Here is a 17058-nt window from a genome sequence, read left to right on the forward strand (position 1 = left end):
GTAGACAAGCATGAATCTCCACGAGTATCAGGGTAAGCAGCTGTTCGCTGAATACGGCCTGCCCGTTTCCAAAGGCTACGCTGTCGACACCCCCCAGGAGGCCTACGAGGCTTGCGGCCGTATCGGCGGCGACGAGTGGGTCGTCAAGGCCCAGGTACATGCCGGTGGCCGTGGCAAGGCCGGTGGTGTGAAGCTGGTCAAGAGCAAGGAAGAAGCCAAGGAATTCGCCGCCAAGTGGCTGGGCCAGCGTCTGGTGACCTACCAGACCGACGCCAACGGTCAGCCGGTCACCAAGATCCTGGTCGAATCCTGCACCGACATCGATCAGGAGCTCTATCTGGGCGCCGTGGTCGATCGTTCCAGCCGCCGTATCGTGTTCATGGCGTCCACCGAAGGTGGCGTGGACATCGAGAAGGTCGCTCACGACACTCCGGAAAAGATTCTGAAGGCCACCATCGATCCGCTGGTGGGCGCTCAGCCCTACCAGGGTCGCGACCTGGCTTTCCAGCTGGGCCTGAAAGGTGACCAGATCAAGCAGTTCACCCAGATCTTCGTCGGTCTGGCCAAGCTGTTCCAGGACTACGACCTGGCGCTGCTGGAAGTGAACCCGCTGGTGATCAAGAAGGACGGCAACCTGCACTGCCTGGATGCCAAGATCAACATCGACAGCAACGCCATCTACCGTCAGCCCAAGCTGCGCGCCTTCCACGACCCGTCGCAGGACGACGCCCGTGAAGCCCATGCGCAGAAGTGGGAACTGAACTACGTGGCCCTGGAAGGCAGCATCGGCTGCATGGTCAACGGTGCCGGTCTGGCCATGGGTACCATGGACATCGTCAACCTGCACGGCGGCAAGCCGGCCAACTTCCTGGACGTCGGCGGTGGCGCGACCAAAGAGCGCGTGACTGAGGCGTTCAAGATCATCCTGTCCGACAGCAACGTGAAGGCCGTTCTGGTCAACATCTTCGGCGGCATCGTGCGCTGCGACATGATCGCCGAAGGCATCATCGGTGCGGTGAAAGAAGTTGGCGTGAAGGTGCCGGTCGTGGTTCGCCTGGAAGGCAACAACGCCGAACTCGGTGCCAAGGTCCTGGCCGAAAGCGGCCTGAACATCATCGCGGCAACCAGCCTGACCGACGCTGCCCAGCAGGTCGTCAAGGCCGCGGAGGGTAAGTAATGAGCGTCCTGATCAACAAAGACACCAAGGTCATCTGCCAGGGCTTCACCGGTAGCCAGGGTACCTTCCACTCCGAACAGGCCATCGCCTACGGCACCCAGATGGTCGGCGGCGTGACCCCCGGCAAGGGCGGCTCCACCCACCTGGGTCTGCCGGTGTTCAACACCGTGCGTGAAGCCGTCGAAGCCACTGGCGCCGACGCTTCGGTGATCTATGTGCCGGCTCCCTTCTGCAAAGACTCCATCATGGAAGCGGCGCTGGGCGGCATCAAGCTGATCGTCTGCATCACCGAGGGTATCCCTACCCTCGACATGCTGGATGCCAAGGTGAAGTGCGACGAACTGGGCGTACGCCTGATCGGCCCGAACTGCCCCGGCGTCATCACCCCCGGCGAGTGCAAGATCGGCATCATGCCCGGTCACATCCACCTGCCGGGCAAGGTCGGTATCGTGTCGCGTTCCGGCACCCTGACCTATGAAGCCGTGAAGCAGACCACCGACGCCGGCTTCGGCCAGTCCACCTGCGTGGGCATCGGCGGCGACCCCATCCCGGGTTCGAACTTCATCGATATCCTGAAGCTGTTCCAGGAAGATCCGCAGACCGAAGCCATCGTGATGATCGGCGAGATCGGCGGCAGCGCTGAAGAAGAAGCCGCGGCCTACATCAAGGCCAACGTGACCAAGCCGGTGGTGTCCTACATCGCCGGTGTCACCGCACCGCCCGGCAAGCGCATGGGCCACGCCGGCGCCATCATCTCCGGCGGCAAGGGTACTGCGGACGAGAAGTTCGCTGCCCTGCAGGACGCCGGTGTGAAGACCGTGCGTTCCCTGGCCGACATCGGCAAGGCCCTGGCCGAACTGACCGGTTGGGAAGTCAAGAAGGCCTGAGCCTGACTGACGGCAGAAAAGGCCGCCTTCGGGCGGCCTTTTTCATGGGCGCGACCGCGACGCCTCATCAGCTGCCGGCTGCCTTTTCGCCGGTAATTCGTTAGGATGGCAACCTTCCGCTCCAACGGCCACGCCGTGGCCCTGCCAAGACCTGCTCCCATGAGGGCGGGCTGCCTTGTTTTCCTCATTGCTGGTACTGCCTTCCATGAAAGCTTTGCAAAGCCGGGATGTCCTGGCCCTTGGATTCATGACGTTCGCGTTGTTCGTCGGCGCGGGCAACATCATCTTTCCCCCGATCGTCGGTCTGCAGGCGGGCGAGCACGTCTGGAGCGCCGCCCTGGGCTTTCTGCTGACCGCCGTCGGCCTGCCGGTGCTGACGCTGATCGCCCTGGCGCGCGTCGGGGGCGGCATGGACGCCCTGAGCAAACCGCTCGGCCAGACCGCCGCCCGCACCCTGGCCATCGTCTGCTACCTGTCGGTGGGCCCGCTGTTCGCCACGCCGCGCACCGCCACGGTGTCCTTCGAGGTCGGCGTCGCGCCGCTGCTGGGCAACGGACCCATACCGCTGTTCCTCTACAGCCTGGCCTATTTCCTGGTGGTGCTGGTGGTCTCGCTCTATCCGGGACGCCTGCTCGATACCGTGGGGCGCTTTCTCGGTCCGCTGAAGATCCTGGCGCTGGCGGTGCTGGGCGGCGCAGCGCTGTTCTGGCCGGCTGGCGGTCCTGCCACGGCGGCACCGGACTACGCCTCGCGGGCGCTGTCCCAGGGCTTCGTCAACGGCTACCTGACCATGGATACCCTGGGCGCCCTGGTATTCGGCATCGTCATCGTCAACGCCATTCGTGCCCGTGGCGTGACAGCGCCGCAGCTGCTGACGCGCTACACCATCATCGCCGGGCTGATTGCCGGGGCAGGGCTGGTGCTGGTCTACCTGAGTCTGTTCCAGCTCGGCGCCGGCAGCGGGGTGCTGGTGCCCCATGCCAGCAATGGCGCCGAGGTCCTGCATGCCTATGTGCAGCACACCTTCGGCAGCGTCGGCAGCGACTTCCTTGCGGTGCTGATCACCCTGGCCTGCCTGGTCACGGCGGTGGGCCTGACCTGCGCCTGCGCGGAGTTCTTCAGCGAATTCCTGCCGTTCAGCTATCGCAGCCTGGTGGTCCTGCTGGCGGCGTTCTCGCTGCTGGTGTCCAACCTGGGCCTGACCCAGCTGATCCAGATCTCGGTACCGATCCTGACCGCCATCTATCCGCCCTGCATCGCGCTGGTGGTGATGAGCTTCTTCACCGCCCGCTGGGCGGCGCCCGGGCGCATCCTCGGGCCGGTGCTGCTGGTGGCCCTGGCCTTTGGCATCCTCGATGGCCTGCAGGCTGCGCACCTGACGGTGCCCTATCTGAGCGGAGCCGTGCAGTGGCTGCCGCTGGCCGACTCGGGTCTGGGCTGGCTGTTGCCGGCCGTGGTGGTGGGCCTTGCCGCCCTGGCGCTGGAAAGCCTGCGGCCTGGCGAACGCGTCCAAGAGGACGAGGCCGAACCGGATCCCTCGCGCTCCTGAATCAGCCGTCCACAAAAAAGCCCGCATAAGCGGGCTTTTTTCGTATCCAGACAGCTTACGGCTTGGGCTGGGTAGCCGGCGCATTGCCGTTGGCGGTACCGGTGGCCGGGCTGACCGAGGTGGCTTCGCCTTTGGATTGCTCCTTGGCAGCCTCGTTGGCGGCTTCGTTGCGCTGCTCAGCAGCCTTGTTGCTCTGCTCAGCGGCTTTGTTCAGGTTTTCCTGGGCTTTCTGTTCGGTCTTGGCAGCATCCTGAGCCTTGTTTTCGGAAGGCTTGTCACAGGCGGCGAGGCCGAAGGCGGCAGTGAAGAGCAGGGCGATGGCGAAGGGCTTTTTCATGTGTTTTCTCCTTATGAACTACACGACAGCCGTTCGAGCGCACCGTTAAAAGTTAAGTTCCGCGTCTAGCCCAAGCATCGCGCAAATTCCTACCTGCATCGCGAACCGAGCGCGCCAAGGTTGAAATGTCACCGGGCGCCCCCATCTCCGCGACATCGCCAGGCATCTGGTGCGTACCTATCGATAGCGGAGTTCGTAGCATGAGTGTGGAGACTCAAAAGGAAACCCTAGGCTTCCAGACCGAAGTGAAGCAGCTGCTTCACCTGATGATTCACTCGCTGTATTCCAACAAGGAAATCTTCCTGCGCGAATTGATTTCCAACGCCTCCGACGCGGCCGACAAGCTCAGATTCGAGGCCTTGTCCAAGCCCGAACTGCTCGAAGGCGGGGATACGCTGAAGATTCGCCTGAGCTTCGATAAGGAGGCCGGCACGGTCACCCTCGAAGACAACGGCATCGGCATGAGCCGCGAAGAGGTGATCGCCCACCTCGGCACCATCGCCAAGTCCGGTACCGCCGATTTCCTGAAGAATCTCAGCGGTGACCAGAAGAAGGATTCCAACCTCATCGGTCAGTTTGGCGTGGGCTTCTACTCGGCCTTCATCGTCGCCGATCAGGTCGACGTCTACACCCGCCGTGCCGGCCAGCCCGCCGCCGAAGGCGTGCACTGGTCGTCGAAGGGGGAAGGGGAGTTCGAGGTCGCGAACGTCGACAAGCCCGAGCGCGGTACCCGCATCGTGCTACACCTTAAGCCCGAGGAAACCGAATTCGCCGATGGCTGGCGCCTGCGCAACGTGGTCAAGAAGTACTCCGACCACATCGGCCTGCCCATCGAGCTGCCCAAGGAGCAGCAGGGGGGCGAGGACGAGCAGCCGACCGCAGCCGAGTGGGAAACCGTCAACCGTGCCAGCGCGCTCTGGACCCGTCCGCGTACCGAACTCAAGGACGAGGACTACCAGGAGTTCTACAAGCACGTCGGCCATGACTTCGAGAATCCGCTGACCTGGAGCCACAACAAGGTCGAAGGCAAGCTCGAATACACCTCGCTGCTGTACGTGCCGGCCCGTGCGCCCTTCGATCTCTACCAGCGTGAAGCGCCCAAGGGCCTGAAGCTCTATGTGCAGCGCGTCTTCATCATGGACCAGGCCGACCAGTTCCTGCCGCTGTACCTGAGATTCATCAAGGGTGTGGTGGACTCCAACGACCTGTCGCTGAACGTGTCCCGCGAGATCCTGCAGAAGGATCCGGTGATCGACTCCATGAAGTCGGCACTGACCAAGCGCGTGCTGGACATGCTCGAGAAGCTGGCCAAGAGCGAGCCGGAGAAGTACCCGTCGTTCTGGGGCCACTTCGGCCAGGTGCTCAAGGAAGGTCCGGCGGAAGACTTCGCCAACCGCGAGAAGATCGCCGGCCTGCTGCGTTTCGCCTCGACCCACAATGGCGACGATGCGCAGAACGTGTCCCTGGCCGACTACATCGGCCGGATGAAGGAAGGTCAGGACAAGATCTACTACCTGACTGGCGAGAGCCATGCCCAGATCAAGAACAGCCCGCACCTGGAAGTCTTCCGCAAGAAGGGTGTCGAGGTGCTGCTGCTGACCGATCGCATCGACGAGTGGCTGATGAGCTATCTCACCGAATTCGACGGCAAGCACTTCGTCGATGTCGCCCGCGGCGATCTGGATCTCGGCAAGCTGGACAGCGAAGAAGACAAGCAGGCCCAGGAAGAGGTCGCCAAGACCAAGGAAGGCCTGGTGGAGCGCCTCAAGCAGGCCCTGGATGCCCAGGTCAGCGAAGTCCGCGTTTCCCATCGCTTGACCGATTCGCCGGCGATCCTGGCGATCGGCGAGCAGGACCTTGGCTTGCAGATGCGCCGCATCCTGGAAGCCAGCGGTCAGAAGGCGCCGGATTCCAAGCCGATCTTCGAGATCAATCCGCAGCACCCGCTGATCGAGAAGCTCGATGGCGAGCCCGACGAGGACCGCTTCGCCGACCTGTCGCACATCCTGTTCGATCAGGCTGCGCTGGCTGCAGGCGACAGCCTCAAGGACCCCGCCGCCTATGTCCGCCGGTTAAACAAACTGCTGGTGGAATTGTCCGCTTGAAGATAGAAGCCCGCCTCGGCGGGCTTCTTCTTATCCACCCTCTGGAGGACCCCATGGTCGATGTCACTGTAAAACCCGTTGCCTACGAAATCGATGGTCAGCCGTTCGAGAGCCAGCTGGTGTACGCCACCAGCAGTAATCCGACCCGTCCAGGCGTGCTCTTCGCGCCCAACTGGATGGGGGTGTCCCATGGCGCCGTCGAGCAGGCCAAGGCGCTGGCCGAGGCCGACGGCCTGGCTTACCTGGTAGTGGATTTCTACGGTCGCAACGTGCGTCCGCAGAACGCCGACGAGGCCCTGGCGGCCATGACGCCGATCCGCGGCGATCGCGCGCTGTTGCGCCAGCGCATGCAGGCGGCTCATGCGGCGCTGCTTGCCCAGGCCGAGACAGCGGCGGTGGACGTCCACCAGATCGCGGCCATCGGCTTCTGTTTTGGCGGCTGCGCGGCGCTGGAACTGGCGCGCGACGGGGCCCGGCTGAGCGCCGTGGTGACCTTCCACGCCAATCTGGATACGCCCAACCCGGCCGATGCGGCCCGTATCACCGGTCCGGTGCTGGTGCTGCACGGCGCCGCCGACCCGATGGTGCCGGACGAGCAACTCACCGGCTTCCGCCAGGAGATGGATGCCGCCCAGGTGGATTGGCAACTGCTGAGCTATGGCGGCGCGGTGCATTCCTTCACCGATCCCGAAGCCAACAATCCGGGCAAGCAGCAATATCACCCGGTGGTGGCCAAGCGTGCCTTCCTGGCGATGCACAACCTGTTCGACGAAGTCTTCGCCCAGGGCTGATGATCTTCGCTGTCTGCCGGAACCCGGGTCGGGCCCGGCAGGGCAGGGTCAGCCGCGGATGACTTCCCGGGTGAAATCCAGGGGGCCGCGGCAGCGTCGGCACAGATAGCGTCGTCCCTTGCGCACCAGAGCATGACGCTGGGCGGTGAATTCGAAGCGACCGTCCGGACAGTTGCAGCGATACAGGTACAGGGTGCGGGCCCGTTGCGGCAATTCGTAGGTGTGGCAGCGATCCGGTGGCAAGCCATAGACGCCACGCATGATCAGCTGCCACTCCTCGCCATGCGGCCTGATGCTGCCGCCAAACAGCTGGTGCGCCACCAGATGCGCCACCTCGTGGGCCACGGTTTGTTCGAGAAAGTGAGCGCGATTTTCCTGATAGAGCTGCCCGTTGAATCTCAATCGGTTCTCGGTGAGATGGGCGACGCCGGCGCGCTGGCCGCGCAGGGCCAGGCTGACGTCCGGGCGTGGGAAGCGACGTTTGAAGAAGGCCTCGGACTGCCGATAGCAGTCTTCGACCCGGGCGTGGAGTTGTTCAGGCATGGGCAACCTCTGGCGAGGCGGATGATTATGCCGAAGCTCGTGCCTGCGCCCTAGCGTCCGCGGTCGGCTGGTGGCCATAGTGCCGCCTCAGCGTATCCATGGCCGCGTTGATGGTCTGCAGCCGACCGGTGCTGCCGCCACGATCCGGATGGTGACGACTGGCGAGCTGGCGATAGCGGCGGCGGATCTGGCCGTAGTCCGCCGAACGGTCCAGGCCCAGCAGGCGCAGGGCTTCCAGCAGTTCGGACTCGCCGTTGACCAGCGCCCAGAAGTGATTGAGCAGATTGGCCACGTCTTCCGGCGTGGTGGTCTCCAGCTGGGTGAGGTCCAGGTAATAGGCGCGCAGCGGATCGGCCACGATCAGCCCGGGCCGGGCGCGCAGATAGGGCCGCAGTTCGATACGCAGGGCGCTGATGACCAGTTCGGCGCGTTGCTCGGCACGCAACTGGTCGCGCAGCTGGTAGAGGGCGTTGAAGACGCGAAAATGCAGGCGGAAGAGTTCGTAGTTGTCGGTCACCGGGCGCGGGGGCACGAGGGGAGAACCCGCCCGGCGCAGGGCCTGCAGCAACTCGTACTCCGACAGGCTGGTCTGGGCCCCGAGCAGTTCCTGATGGAGCGCCGTCATGAGCGCCTGGGTTTCGCTCATGGCTGCCGGTCGCCGCGGATTGACGTTCGGGGTAGGGCGGCGGAAGCTTTGCGCGTAAAATGCCGGCCTTTCGTTTTTTCCTTTCGCGGATTCATCCATGGGCACCCTTTCGGTCAACCAGAACAAGCTGCAAAAACGCCTGCGCCGTCTTACCGGCGAAGCCATCGCCGACTACAACATGATCGAGGACGGCGACAAGGTCATGGTCTGCCTGTCCGGTGGCAAGGACAGCTACACCCTGCTCGACATGCTGCTCCATCTGCAGAAGGTCGCGCCGATTCGCTTCGAGATCGTGGCGGTCAACCTCGACCAGAAGCAGCCGGGCTTTCCTGAACACGTTTTACCCCAGTATCTGAAGGAACTGGGGGTCGAGTACCACATTCTGGAACGTGATACCTATTCCGTGGTGAAGGAAAAGATCCCCGAGGGCAAGACCACCTGTTCGCTGTGCTCGCGCCTGCGCCGGGGCATCCTCTATACCTTCGCCGACGAGATCGGTGCGACGAAGATGGCGCTCGGCCATCATCGCGACGACATGGTAGAAACCTTCTTCCTCAATTTGTTCCATGGCGGCACCCTCAAGGCCATGCCGCCCAAGTTGCGCGCCGATGACGGCCGCAATGTGGTGATCCGACCGCTCGCCTACTGCAACGAGAAGGACATCGAGGCCTACGCCGTCCTGCGCGAATTCCCCATCATTCCCTGCAACCTCTGCGGCTCCCAGGAAAACCTGCAGCGCAAGGTGGTCAAGGAGATGCTGCTGGAGTGGGAGCGCAAGACGCCGGGGCGCACCGAGATCATGTTCCGCGCCCTGCAGAACGTGGTGCCCTCGCAGCTGGCCGATCGCGAGCTGTTCGACTTCGCCAGTCTCAAGATCGATGACAGTGCGACGCCGCGCTTCGTCCAGGTGATGAATCTCTGATGCGGGACTACGCCTGGCTGCTCGAATACGCCCTCAACCGCTGTGGCTCGCGCGCGGCCCTGGAAGCGCGACTGCCACAACCGGTGGACGCCGCGACCCTGAGGTCGGTGGGCGATGACCGCTATCTGTCGCTGCTGACCCGCCGCATCTTTCGCGCCGGACTCAAGCACAGCCTGGTGGATGCCAAGTGGCCGGCCTTCGAGGAGGTCTTCTTCGGCTTCGATCCGGAGAAGGTGGTGCTCATGGGCGGCGAACGCCTGGAGCGGCTGATGCAGGATGCGCGGCTGATCCGCCACCTGGGCAAATTGCGTAGCGTGCCGATCAACGCCCAGATGGTGCTCGACTTCCAGCACAGCCACGGCAGCTTCGGCCAGTTGCTGGCCGAATGGCCGACAGAGGACATCGTCGGCCTGTGGGAGCTGCTGACCAAGCGTGGCAACCAGCTGGGTGGCCTGTCGGCGCAGCGATTCCTGCGCATGGCCGGCAAGGACACCTTCCTGGCGACCGACGATGTGGTGACGGCGCTCAAGGCGCAGAACATCCTCGACAAGGCGCCCACCGCCAAGCGCGACCGGCAGAAGATGCAGGAGGCCTTCAACCTCTGGCAGGAACAGAGCGGGCGTCCGCTCTGCCAGCTGTCGGTGATGCTGGCCCTGACGGTGAATCATTGACCGACGCCCTGGCACGCGCCCGGGGTCTGCTCGCGCGGGCCGGGCGGGTGCTGTTCATCACCGGGGCCGGGCTTTCCGCCGACTCCGGACTGCCAACCTATCGCGGCCTGGGCGGGCTGTACAACGGCCTCACCGAGGAAGGCATCCCCATCGAGGCGGCGCTGTCGGGCAGCATGCTCCGGCAGCGTCCGGAGCTCTGCTGGCGCTACCTGGCGCAACTTGGCCGGGCCTGCGCCGCGGCCGTGCCCAATGCGGCGCACCAGGCGATCACCGATTTCGGCGTTCGACATCCCGGCAGTTGGGTGCTGACACAGAACATCGACGGCTTTCATCGGCAGTCGGGTTTTCCAGCGGAGCGGCTGATCGAGATCCACGGACAACTGGAGCCGCTCGCCTGCATGAGTTGCGCGCAGGCCGTCGAGGCGGCTCAGGATTACCTGGCCGGTCCGTTGCCGCCGCGTTGTCCCTCTTGCGGCGGCATTCTGCGGCCACCCGTGGTGCTGTTCGAGGAAGCCTTGCCGGGCACCGAGTTGCAGCGTCTGCAGGAGGCGGTGGAGGAGGGATTCGACCTGGTGATCGCGGTCGGCACCACGGCTGCCTTCGGCTATATCCAGGCGCCGATCGGACAGACCCTGGCGCAGGGTGGCGACCTCATCGAGATCAACCCGGACCGCTCGTCGCTGAGCGGCCTGGCGACCGTTCAGCTCAAAAAAAGGGCCGTAGACGTCCTTCCCCGGCTTTTGAGTCACATCGAAGGCTAAAAAAACTTGCCATCTGTGATCCACGTCGGCAAGGTGTCGAAACTTTGAAAAAACGACACGGTCGTGCCCATGCCAAGGAAACGCCTCGCACCCCTCGTGCCCCTGTCTTTTGTCTGTCTGCTCGCCGCCTGTGCGAGTGCGCCGCAAAGTCCCGACACCATCGCTACCCAGGATTCGTCCACTCCCTCCCGGACGTTCCAGACCGCTTCGCTGCATGGCCTGGGTGGCGCTGGCAATGGCTCCGCGCCCGTGGAGGCCGAGGGTGCTCAGCAACGTCCGGTCTTCCCTCATACCCAGTCGCCGCATCAGCTCGACTGGGAGCGCGAGGTCGGCCCGCGCCAGGCGCTGCCGAGTCTGGCGGACCAGATCCTCAATCGTGCCACTCAGCTGGTGGGGACACCCTATCGCCGCGGCGGCAGCACCCTGGCCGGTTTCGATTGCAGCGGTTTCGTCAATTACGTCTTTCGTGAGCGCGCCGGTATGACCCTGCCGCGTTCCACCCGCGAGATCATCGATCTCGAAGTACCGGTAGTCAGCAAGAATGACCTGGAACCTGGCGACCTGTTGCTGTTCAATAGCAACGGCCGTGGCCGGGTCAGTCACACCGGTATCTACATGGGCGAAGGCAAGTTCATCCATTCCTCCAGTCGTCGTAGCGGCGGGGTGCGGGTGGACAGCCTGAACGACCAGTACTGGAAGGTGAGTTTCCTGGAAGGCAAGCGCGTATTGCGCTGAGGCGTATCGCCGCGATCTTCGCCGGTGCGCTTCGAGGACCCGTCGAGGCTGCGTGGCAGGCCGATGGTGATCGATGGATAACTAAGGATGTCTCCAATGCCGCATGCGGCTCGCCTCGGATTGTATTGCGCCCTTGTACTGCTGGCCGCCTGTGCCGGCAGGCCGCCCCAGGCCCCCGCACCGGTCTCCCCGGTCGTCTCCCGTCCCGTGCTGGAAAGCCAGGCCCAGGCGGCCAACGATGTACTCTTTCGGGCCATCGGCCTGGTCGGCACGCCCTATCGGTACGGCGGCAACACCCCGGCGGGTGGATTCGACTGCAGCGGTCTGATCGGCTACGTCTATCGCGATGCGGCTGGCGTGGCCCTGCCGCGCTCGACGCGCGAGATGATCACCCTCGGCTCGCCCAATGTGGCGCGCAACGCCCTGCAGCCCGGTGATCTGATCTTCTTCGCCACGGCCGGTGGTCGTCAGGTCAGCCATGCCGGCATCTATGTCGGGGAAGGGCGTTTCGTCCATGCGCCACGTACCGGCGGTACCGTGCGCCTGGACAGCCTGGCCAAGCCCTACTGGCAGAACAGCTACCTGCAGGCCAAGCGGGTGCTGGTCACGCCGAGTCTCGCCGGCGGCTATTGAACCCCGTTCCGCCCGGGCGGCTCGAATGGGCATCCAGCCCGTGTGGAGCCCATCATGCCCCAGGCGATACGTCTGCCGCCCCAGCCGGCTCGCTGCGAGCTGTGCGGTCGGGCGGCGCCGCTCACCCGCCATCATCTGATTCCTCGCTCGCTGCACGACAAGGCCTACGTGCGCAAGAGATTCGACCGCATCAGCCGGATCACCGCCACCCTCTGGGTCTGCCGACCCTGCCACAACCATATCCACCAGACCTTCGACGAAAAGACCCTGGCGCTGGAATACAACAGCCGCGAATTGCTGCTCAGCGATGCGCGCATTCGCCAGTTCGTCGACTGGCTGGCGGCCAAGCCCGATGGCTTCGTGCCCAAGCGCTGAGTAATACCACCCCTATGGAATTTGCATCTTGGGTGGTTTCCTTCCTGTTCGGAGTGTCGGTAATCAGGGTCCGAGGCAGGCAGCGCTCCAGGCTCGCATCAGGACGCAGCCGGATCGGAGTGGGAATGTAAAGGCCGCCGTCAAGGTGCGGGCCGAAACTGTCGCCTATATCTCACCTCCGGGGCCGAGCGCCACGGCGGCTTGCCGCTACGATTAGGATGACGGCAAAGCCACGGCGGAATCGGCCAGTCCGGTTCGACTTCACGAGGAGAGCTGATGAGATCCCTGGCCCTGCCCCTGCTGGCGGGGATGCTGCTCCTGTCCACCAGCGCGCTAGCCCGCGCCGACGAGGCGAACCTGGCGCGTGGCGAATATCTGACCCGCCTGGGCAATTGCCAGGGCTGCCATACCCGTCCCGATGGCGCGCCTTTCGCCGGGGGCGCCGCCTTCGAAACGCCTTTCGGGCGTCTCTATTCGAGCAACATCACCCCGGATCGCGAGCACGGGCTGGGTGACTGGACGGCAGAGGACTTTCGCCGGGCCTTGCATGAAGGCATCGGGCGCGAGGGTGAGCAGCTCTATCCCGCCTTTCCCTATACGGCCTTTACCCGCTTGAGCGACGAGGACATCGCGGCCATCTTCGCCTATCTGCAGGTCCAGCGCCCCGTACCCTATGCACCGCCGGCCAACGCGCTGCGTTTTCCCTTCGATCAGCGCGCGCTGATCCGTGGCTGGAAATGGCTGAACTTCCGTCAGGGCCCACTGCCCGCCGTGACGGACGCTCAGGTGGGGCGGGGCGCCTACCTGGCGGAGGCGGTGGGACACTGTCAGGAGTGCCATACGCCGCGGACCTGGAGCCAGGGTCTCGACAGCGGCCGGGCCTATGCCGGCGCGACCCAGCAAGGCTGGACTGCCTGGAATCTCACCGCGGATCCCCGCGGCCTTGGCGGCTGGAGTGATGCCAAGCTGGCCAGCTATCTGCGCGAAGGGCATCAGCGCGGCGAAGCCGTGGCGGCGGGGCCCATGGCCGAGGTGGTGAGCGGCGGTACCCGCCATCTGAACGACGCGGACCTCGGCGCCCTGATCGCCTATCTGCGGACCCTGCCGGCGCAGCCCGGAGCGGTGCCGGCGCGGGCCGAGGTGCAGCCGCCCGGGGAAACCGGGCCGCTCACCGCTGCCGAGGCGGAAAGCGCGGCCTTGCTGCAATCCGCCTGCGCCAGCTGTCATGCCCCGGACGACAGGGGGCCGGCCGGTCCCTATCCGCGCTCCTTTAGCAACTATTCGGCGGTGCGCGATCCGGCCGGGACCAATCTCGTACGCGTCCTGCTCGACGGCCTCGATCGCCAGGGGCGGACCGAGCATGCCTTCATGCCAGCCTATCGGGACGTGCTCAGCGATCAGCAACTGGCCGATCTGGCCACCTACATCGGCCGCCGCTTTGGCGGCCACGCCGCCGACATCCGTCCTGCGGACGTGGCGGCCGCGCGCGAAGGAGAGAAATAGCGGTGGCGGCCATCAAATTGAAGGTCAATGGCGAGCAGCGACAACTCGACGTCGATCCGCGCATGCCCTTGCTGGAGGCCTTGCGTGACGAACTGGGTTTCAAGGGTCCGAAGTTCGGCTGCGGCCTGGGCGAGTGTGGCGCCTGTACGGTGCTGGCGGATGGCAAGCCGGTGCGTGCCTGCCTGCTGCCGGCAGTCTCCTTTGCCGGTCGCGAGTTGCTGACCCTGGAAGGCCTGGGTACGCCTGAGGCGCCGCACGCGTTGCAGCAGGCCTTTATCGAGGAACAGGCGGCGCAGTGCGGCTATTGCATCCCCGGCATGGTGATGACCGCCCGTGCGCTGCTCGAACGCGTGCCCGATCCCAGCGACGCGCAGATCCGCCAGGCGCTGGCGGCCAACTTCTGTGGCTGCGGTACTCACTATCGCATCCTGCGTGCGGTCAAGCGGGCGGCGGTGCTCCTGCGCGACGGGCAGGCTCCGGCATGACGCTGTCACGCCGTGCCTTTCTCGGCGGCAGCGCAGTGCTGCTGCTGGGCTTCAGCCTGCAGCGGCCGGTCGCCGCCCAGGTGCTGCCTGCACCGGCTGACCCGGTGGACCTGGCCAAGACCCTCGATCAGCGCCAGCTGGATGCCTGGCTGGCGGTGGATGCCCAGGGCCAGGTCACCGTCTACAGCGGCAAGGTGGAACTGGGTACCGGGGTCGGCACGGCGCTGCGGCAGATCGTGGCCGAGGAGCTTTGCGTGGCCTTTGCCGCTACCCGGCTGATCCAGGGCGATACCCGGCTGACCCCGGACCAGGGCATCACCGCCGGCAGCAAGAGTCTGCAGGTGGGTGGCGCCCAGTTGCGCAAGGCCGCCGCCAGTGCGCGGCAATTCCTGTTTCTGGAGGGATCGCGGCGCCTGGGGTTGGATCTGGCGGTGGTGGACACGGTGGAGGGTCGCGTGGTCTATCGCGGCGATCCCACCGGGCGCTCTGTCAGCTATGGCGAGCTGGTGGGCGGACGGCCCCTGGGGCGGCTGGTCAATCAGGCCGTGCGTACCCGCGCCGTCAAGGATTACCGCCTGGTCGGCACCTCGGTGCCGCGCGAGGACATCCCCGCCAAGCTGTTCGGCAGCTTCGACTATGTCCATGACCTGCGCCTGCCCGGCATGCTGCACGGCTGCATGGTACGGCCACCCTGCACCGGTTCGGCGCGGTTGGCGGGGGTGAGCCTTCGTGGTATCGATGCCAGCGCGCTGCCGGCTGGCGCGCAGCTGGTGTACGAAGGCGCCTTCGTCGCGGTGGTGGCCGAGCAGCCCTGGCTGGCGCGACAGGGCGCGGCGGCGCTGCGGGTGGACTGGAGCCTGGTGCCGGACCTGCCGCTGCCGGGCGAACTCTATGCCCGGCTGGAAGCCAAGGCCGGACCGGCCGACATCCAGCAGGAGGCCGGTGACGTTGAAGGCGAATTGGAGAATGCCGCGCAGCGGCTGGACGCCGAGTATCGCTGGCCTTATCAAAACCATGACTCCATCGGTCCCTCCTGCGCGGTGGCGGACGTGCGTGCCGACGGCGCCACGGTCTGGAGCGGTACCCAGGGCGTCTACCCGCTCCGGGCGGCACTGGCGGATCTGCTGGCGCTGCCGGAAGACAGTATCCATGTCATCTATCAGCAGGCTTCGGGTTGCTATGGCCATAACGGCGCCGATGACGCGGCGGCCGATGCGGCGCTGCTGTCCAGGCTGTGCGGCCGTCCGGTGCGGGTGCAGTGGAGTCGCGCCGACGAGCACGGCTGGAATCCCAAGGGCCCGGCCATGCTGCTGCGCCTGGCCGGTGGCCTGGGCGCGGCCGGCGATCTGCTGGCCTGGCGCTTCGCCAACTGGACGCCCACCCACCTGACCCGACCCAATGGCCAGACCGGCAAGGCTGCCCTGCTCGCCGGGCAGCTGGCCTACAACCTGCCGCTCAAGGGTGGGCGGGGTGGTGGCAATCGCAATGCGCCGCTGGACTACGACCTGCTCAACGTCCAGGTGGCGACCCACTGGCTGGAAGCCGGGGATTCGCCACTGCGACCCTCTGCCCTGCGCGCCCTGGGAGCGGTCGGCAATACCTTCGCCAACGAGTCCTTCATGGACGAGCTGGCCCTGGCGGCCGGGGTCGATCCGCTGGAATTCCGCCTGCGCTATCTGCAGGACCCTCGCGCGCGGGCGGTGCTGCAGGTCGCCACCGCCAAGGCCGGTTGGCAGCTACCCGCCAGGCAGGAAAAGGTCTGGGACGGTGCCCTGGCGAAAGGGCAGGGTCTGGCCTTCCTGCACTACGAAAACGAAAACGCCTATGTGGCCGCTGTGGTCGAGGTGGCGGTGAGCGAGGCGACGGGGATCCGGGTCACCCGGGTGGTGGTGGCCCATGACTGCGGTCTGATCGTCAATCCGGACGGCCTGCGCAATCAGCTGGAAGGCTGCGTGGTCCAGGGCATCGCCCGGACCCTCAAGCAGGCGGTGCGTTTCGATCACCAGGGAGTGACCAGCCTGGAGTGGGGTGCCTATCCGCCGCTGACCTTCAACGAGTTGCCCGAGCTGGAACTGGAATTGATCGATCGCCCGGAAGAACCGGCGGTAGGGGCGGGGGAGGCCACTACCGCCGCCATCCCCCCGGCCATCGCCAATGCCGTGGCGGCGGCGACCGGTTTGCGCCTGCGCGAGGTACCGCTGAATCGCCAGCGTCTGCGCGAGGCGCTGGCCGCCCGTCGCTAGGCGCGTTTCAGCCGCTGCTTGAAGAACAGCGCGGCGCCGGCGCCCAGCACGGCGACGATCGCCGCGCCGATCCACAGCGACTCGTTGCCGGCGAAGCTGAAGTGGTTGGCGCCCTTGGCCGCCAGATAACCCGGGCCCATCATCAGCGGCGCCCAGACGATGGCCGAGAGCACATTGGCCGACTGGAAGCGCAGCTGGTTCATCGCCATCATCCCGGCCACCAGGGGCACGGTGTTGCGGATCATGGTCAGGAAGCGTCCGCCGAATACCGCGAAGAAGCCATAGCGGCGAAAGAACAGCCGGGTCCTGGCCACCTGCTTGCGATAGCGCCGAAAGGGCGGGCGGTGGACGATACTGGGACCGAGCCAGCGGCCGATGATGTAGGAGCAGATGTCGCCGAGGATGGCGCCGACGATGGCGGCCAGCACCAGCGGCACCGGCGCGAGCACCCCGGAGCCGGCCAGGCCGCCGACCACCAGCAGCAGGGCCGTGGCCGGAATGAAGACGCCCAGCAGCACCAGGGATTCGCCAAAGGCGAGCAGGCCGACCAGCAGCGGCGCCCAGGCCTGGTGGGTTTCGATAAAGCCAAGCAGCGATTGCGTCAGGGATTCCATGGGAGGCCACTCTTGCCGAAAGTCCTAAGACTACGTGGCGCCTGTGGCCTGCCAGCCGTTTCAACAGCTTGAATCAATTTC

General features: G+C 65.4%; 18 protein-coding genes. 14 read left to right on the forward strand and 4 right to left on the reverse strand.

Features of this window, described 5'->3' with window-relative positions; all coding sequences use genetic code 11:
- Positions 1-10: 10 nt before the first annotated feature.
- The 3 genes from sucC (at position 11) to brnQ (ending at position 3613) form a co-directional block, all read left to right on the forward strand.
- A complete protein-coding gene (sucC, locus tag QE393_RS04480) occupies positions 11-1177 on the forward strand; it encodes an ADP-forming succinate--CoA ligase subunit beta (RefSeq protein WP_064306646.1) in 1167 nt (388 codons plus the stop codon).
- A complete protein-coding gene (gene sucD / locus QE393_RS04485; protein ID WP_133859671.1) occupies positions 1177-2064 on the forward strand; it encodes a succinate--CoA ligase subunit alpha in 888 nt (295 codons plus the stop codon). The genes sucC and sucD overlap by 1 nt, the downstream gene beginning before the upstream one ends.
- 205 nt (positions 2065-2269) lie before the next feature.
- The gene (gene brnQ, locus QE393_RS04490; RefSeq protein WP_273809117.1) at positions 2270-3613 is read left to right on the forward strand and encodes a branched-chain amino acid transport system II carrier protein; all 1344 of its coding nucleotides are present in this window, start codon (positions 2270-2272) and stop codon (positions 3611-3613) included.
- A 55-nt stretch (positions 3614-3668) separates the two neighbouring features.
- On the opposite strand, the gene QE393_RS04495 is transcribed toward brnQ, so the two are convergent.
- Positions 3669-3950 carry a hypothetical protein gene (locus QE393_RS04495; RefSeq protein ID WP_007159246.1) on the reverse strand — a complete coding sequence of 94 codons (282 nt, stop codon included), beginning with the start codon at positions 3948-3950 and terminating at the stop codon, positions 3669-3671.
- A gap of 200 nt (positions 3951-4150) precedes the next feature.
- Between QE393_RS04495 and htpG the strand changes: the two genes are divergently transcribed.
- Together htpG and QE393_RS04505 are read left to right on the forward strand one after the other, a co-directional pair.
- Positions 4151-6055, forward strand: a complete 1905-nt coding sequence (htpG, locus tag QE393_RS04500; protein WP_273809118.1) for a molecular chaperone HtpG — start codon at positions 4151-4153, stop codon at positions 6053-6055.
- Between the two features lie 53 nt (positions 6056-6108).
- Positions 6109-6846: a dienelactone hydrolase family protein gene (locus QE393_RS04505; RefSeq protein WP_310042283.1), complete on the forward strand. Its 738-nt coding sequence runs from the start codon at positions 6109-6111 to the stop codon at positions 6844-6846.
- A gap of 48 nt (positions 6847-6894) precedes the next feature.
- Here the strand turns inward: QE393_RS04505 and QE393_RS04510 are convergent, their stop codons facing one another.
- Together QE393_RS04510 and QE393_RS04515 are read right to left on the reverse strand one after the other, a co-directional pair.
- The gene (locus tag QE393_RS04510) at positions 6895-7467 is read right to left on the reverse strand and encodes a SprT family zinc-dependent metalloprotease (protein ID WP_273809120.1); all 573 of its coding nucleotides are present in this window, start codon (positions 7465-7467) and stop codon (positions 6895-6897) included.
- Positions 7415-8035 (reverse strand): DNA-J related domain-containing protein, encoded by a 621-nt coding sequence (locus QE393_RS04515; protein WP_310042285.1) that lies wholly within the window; start codon positions 8033-8035, stop codon positions 7415-7417. Before QE393_RS04515 ends, QE393_RS04510 begins: the two co-directional genes overlap by 53 nt.
- 97 nt (positions 8036-8132) lie before the next feature.
- On the opposite strand from QE393_RS04515, the gene ttcA reads away from it, so the two are divergent.
- From ttcA to QE393_RS04560, 9 genes are all read left to right on the forward strand, one after another.
- Positions 8133-8957: a tRNA 2-thiocytidine(32) synthetase TtcA gene (gene ttcA, locus QE393_RS04520; RefSeq protein ID WP_273809122.1), complete on the forward strand. Its 825-nt coding sequence runs from the start codon at positions 8133-8135 to the stop codon at positions 8955-8957.
- The gene (locus tag QE393_RS04525) at positions 8957-9628 is read left to right on the forward strand and encodes a DNA-3-methyladenine glycosylase I (protein WP_273809123.1); all 672 of its coding nucleotides are present in this window, start codon (positions 8957-8959) and stop codon (positions 9626-9628) included. Before ttcA ends, QE393_RS04525 begins: the two co-directional genes overlap by 1 nt.
- Entirely contained in the window at positions 9625-10389 is a 765-nt protein-coding gene (locus QE393_RS04530; RefSeq protein ID WP_310042287.1) for an NAD-dependent protein deacylase, read from the forward strand. Before QE393_RS04525 ends, QE393_RS04530 begins: the two co-directional genes overlap by 4 nt.
- Before the next feature lie 96 nt (positions 10390-10485).
- Positions 10486-11124 carry a C40 family peptidase gene (locus QE393_RS04535; RefSeq protein ID WP_405046231.1) on the forward strand — a complete coding sequence of 213 codons (639 nt, stop codon included), beginning with the start codon at positions 10486-10488 and terminating at the stop codon, positions 11122-11124.
- Positions 11125-11220: 96 nt separating this feature from the next.
- On the forward strand, positions 11221-11757 hold the full coding sequence (locus QE393_RS04540; RefSeq protein ID WP_310042291.1) for a C40 family peptidase: 537 nt from the start codon (positions 11221-11223) through the stop codon (positions 11755-11757).
- A gap of 54 nt (positions 11758-11811) precedes the next feature.
- Positions 11812-12132, forward strand: coding sequence for a hypothetical protein (locus QE393_RS04545; protein ID WP_273809127.1), 321 nt, complete (start codon positions 11812-11814; stop codon positions 12130-12132).
- A 276-nt stretch (positions 12133-12408) separates the two neighbouring features.
- Positions 12409-13635: a cytochrome c gene (locus QE393_RS04550; protein WP_310042292.1), complete on the forward strand. Its 1227-nt coding sequence runs from the start codon at positions 12409-12411 to the stop codon at positions 13633-13635.
- Between the two features lie 2 nt (positions 13636-13637).
- On the forward strand, positions 13638-14120 hold the full coding sequence (locus tag QE393_RS04555; protein ID WP_310042294.1) for a 2Fe-2S iron-sulfur cluster-binding protein: 483 nt from the start codon (positions 13638-13640) through the stop codon (positions 14118-14120).
- On the forward strand, positions 14117-16363 hold the full coding sequence (locus tag QE393_RS04560; protein WP_273809130.1) for a molybdopterin cofactor-binding domain-containing protein: 2247 nt from the start codon (positions 14117-14119) through the stop codon (positions 16361-16363). Before QE393_RS04555 ends, QE393_RS04560 begins: the two co-directional genes overlap by 4 nt.
- Here QE393_RS04560 and QE393_RS04565 read toward each other — a convergent pair.
- A complete protein-coding gene (locus tag QE393_RS04565; RefSeq protein ID WP_273809131.1) occupies positions 16360-16977 on the reverse strand; it encodes a DedA family protein in 618 nt (205 codons plus the stop codon). The genes QE393_RS04560 and QE393_RS04565 overlap by 4 nt on opposite strands.
- Positions 16978-17058 lie beyond the last annotated feature (81 nt).

Source organism: Pseudomonas sp. SORGH_AS_0211 (assembly GCF_031453455.1).
In the GTDB taxonomy this organism is placed as follows: domain Bacteria; phylum Pseudomonadota; class Gammaproteobacteria; order Pseudomonadales; family Pseudomonadaceae; genus Chryseomonas; species Chryseomonas aestiva.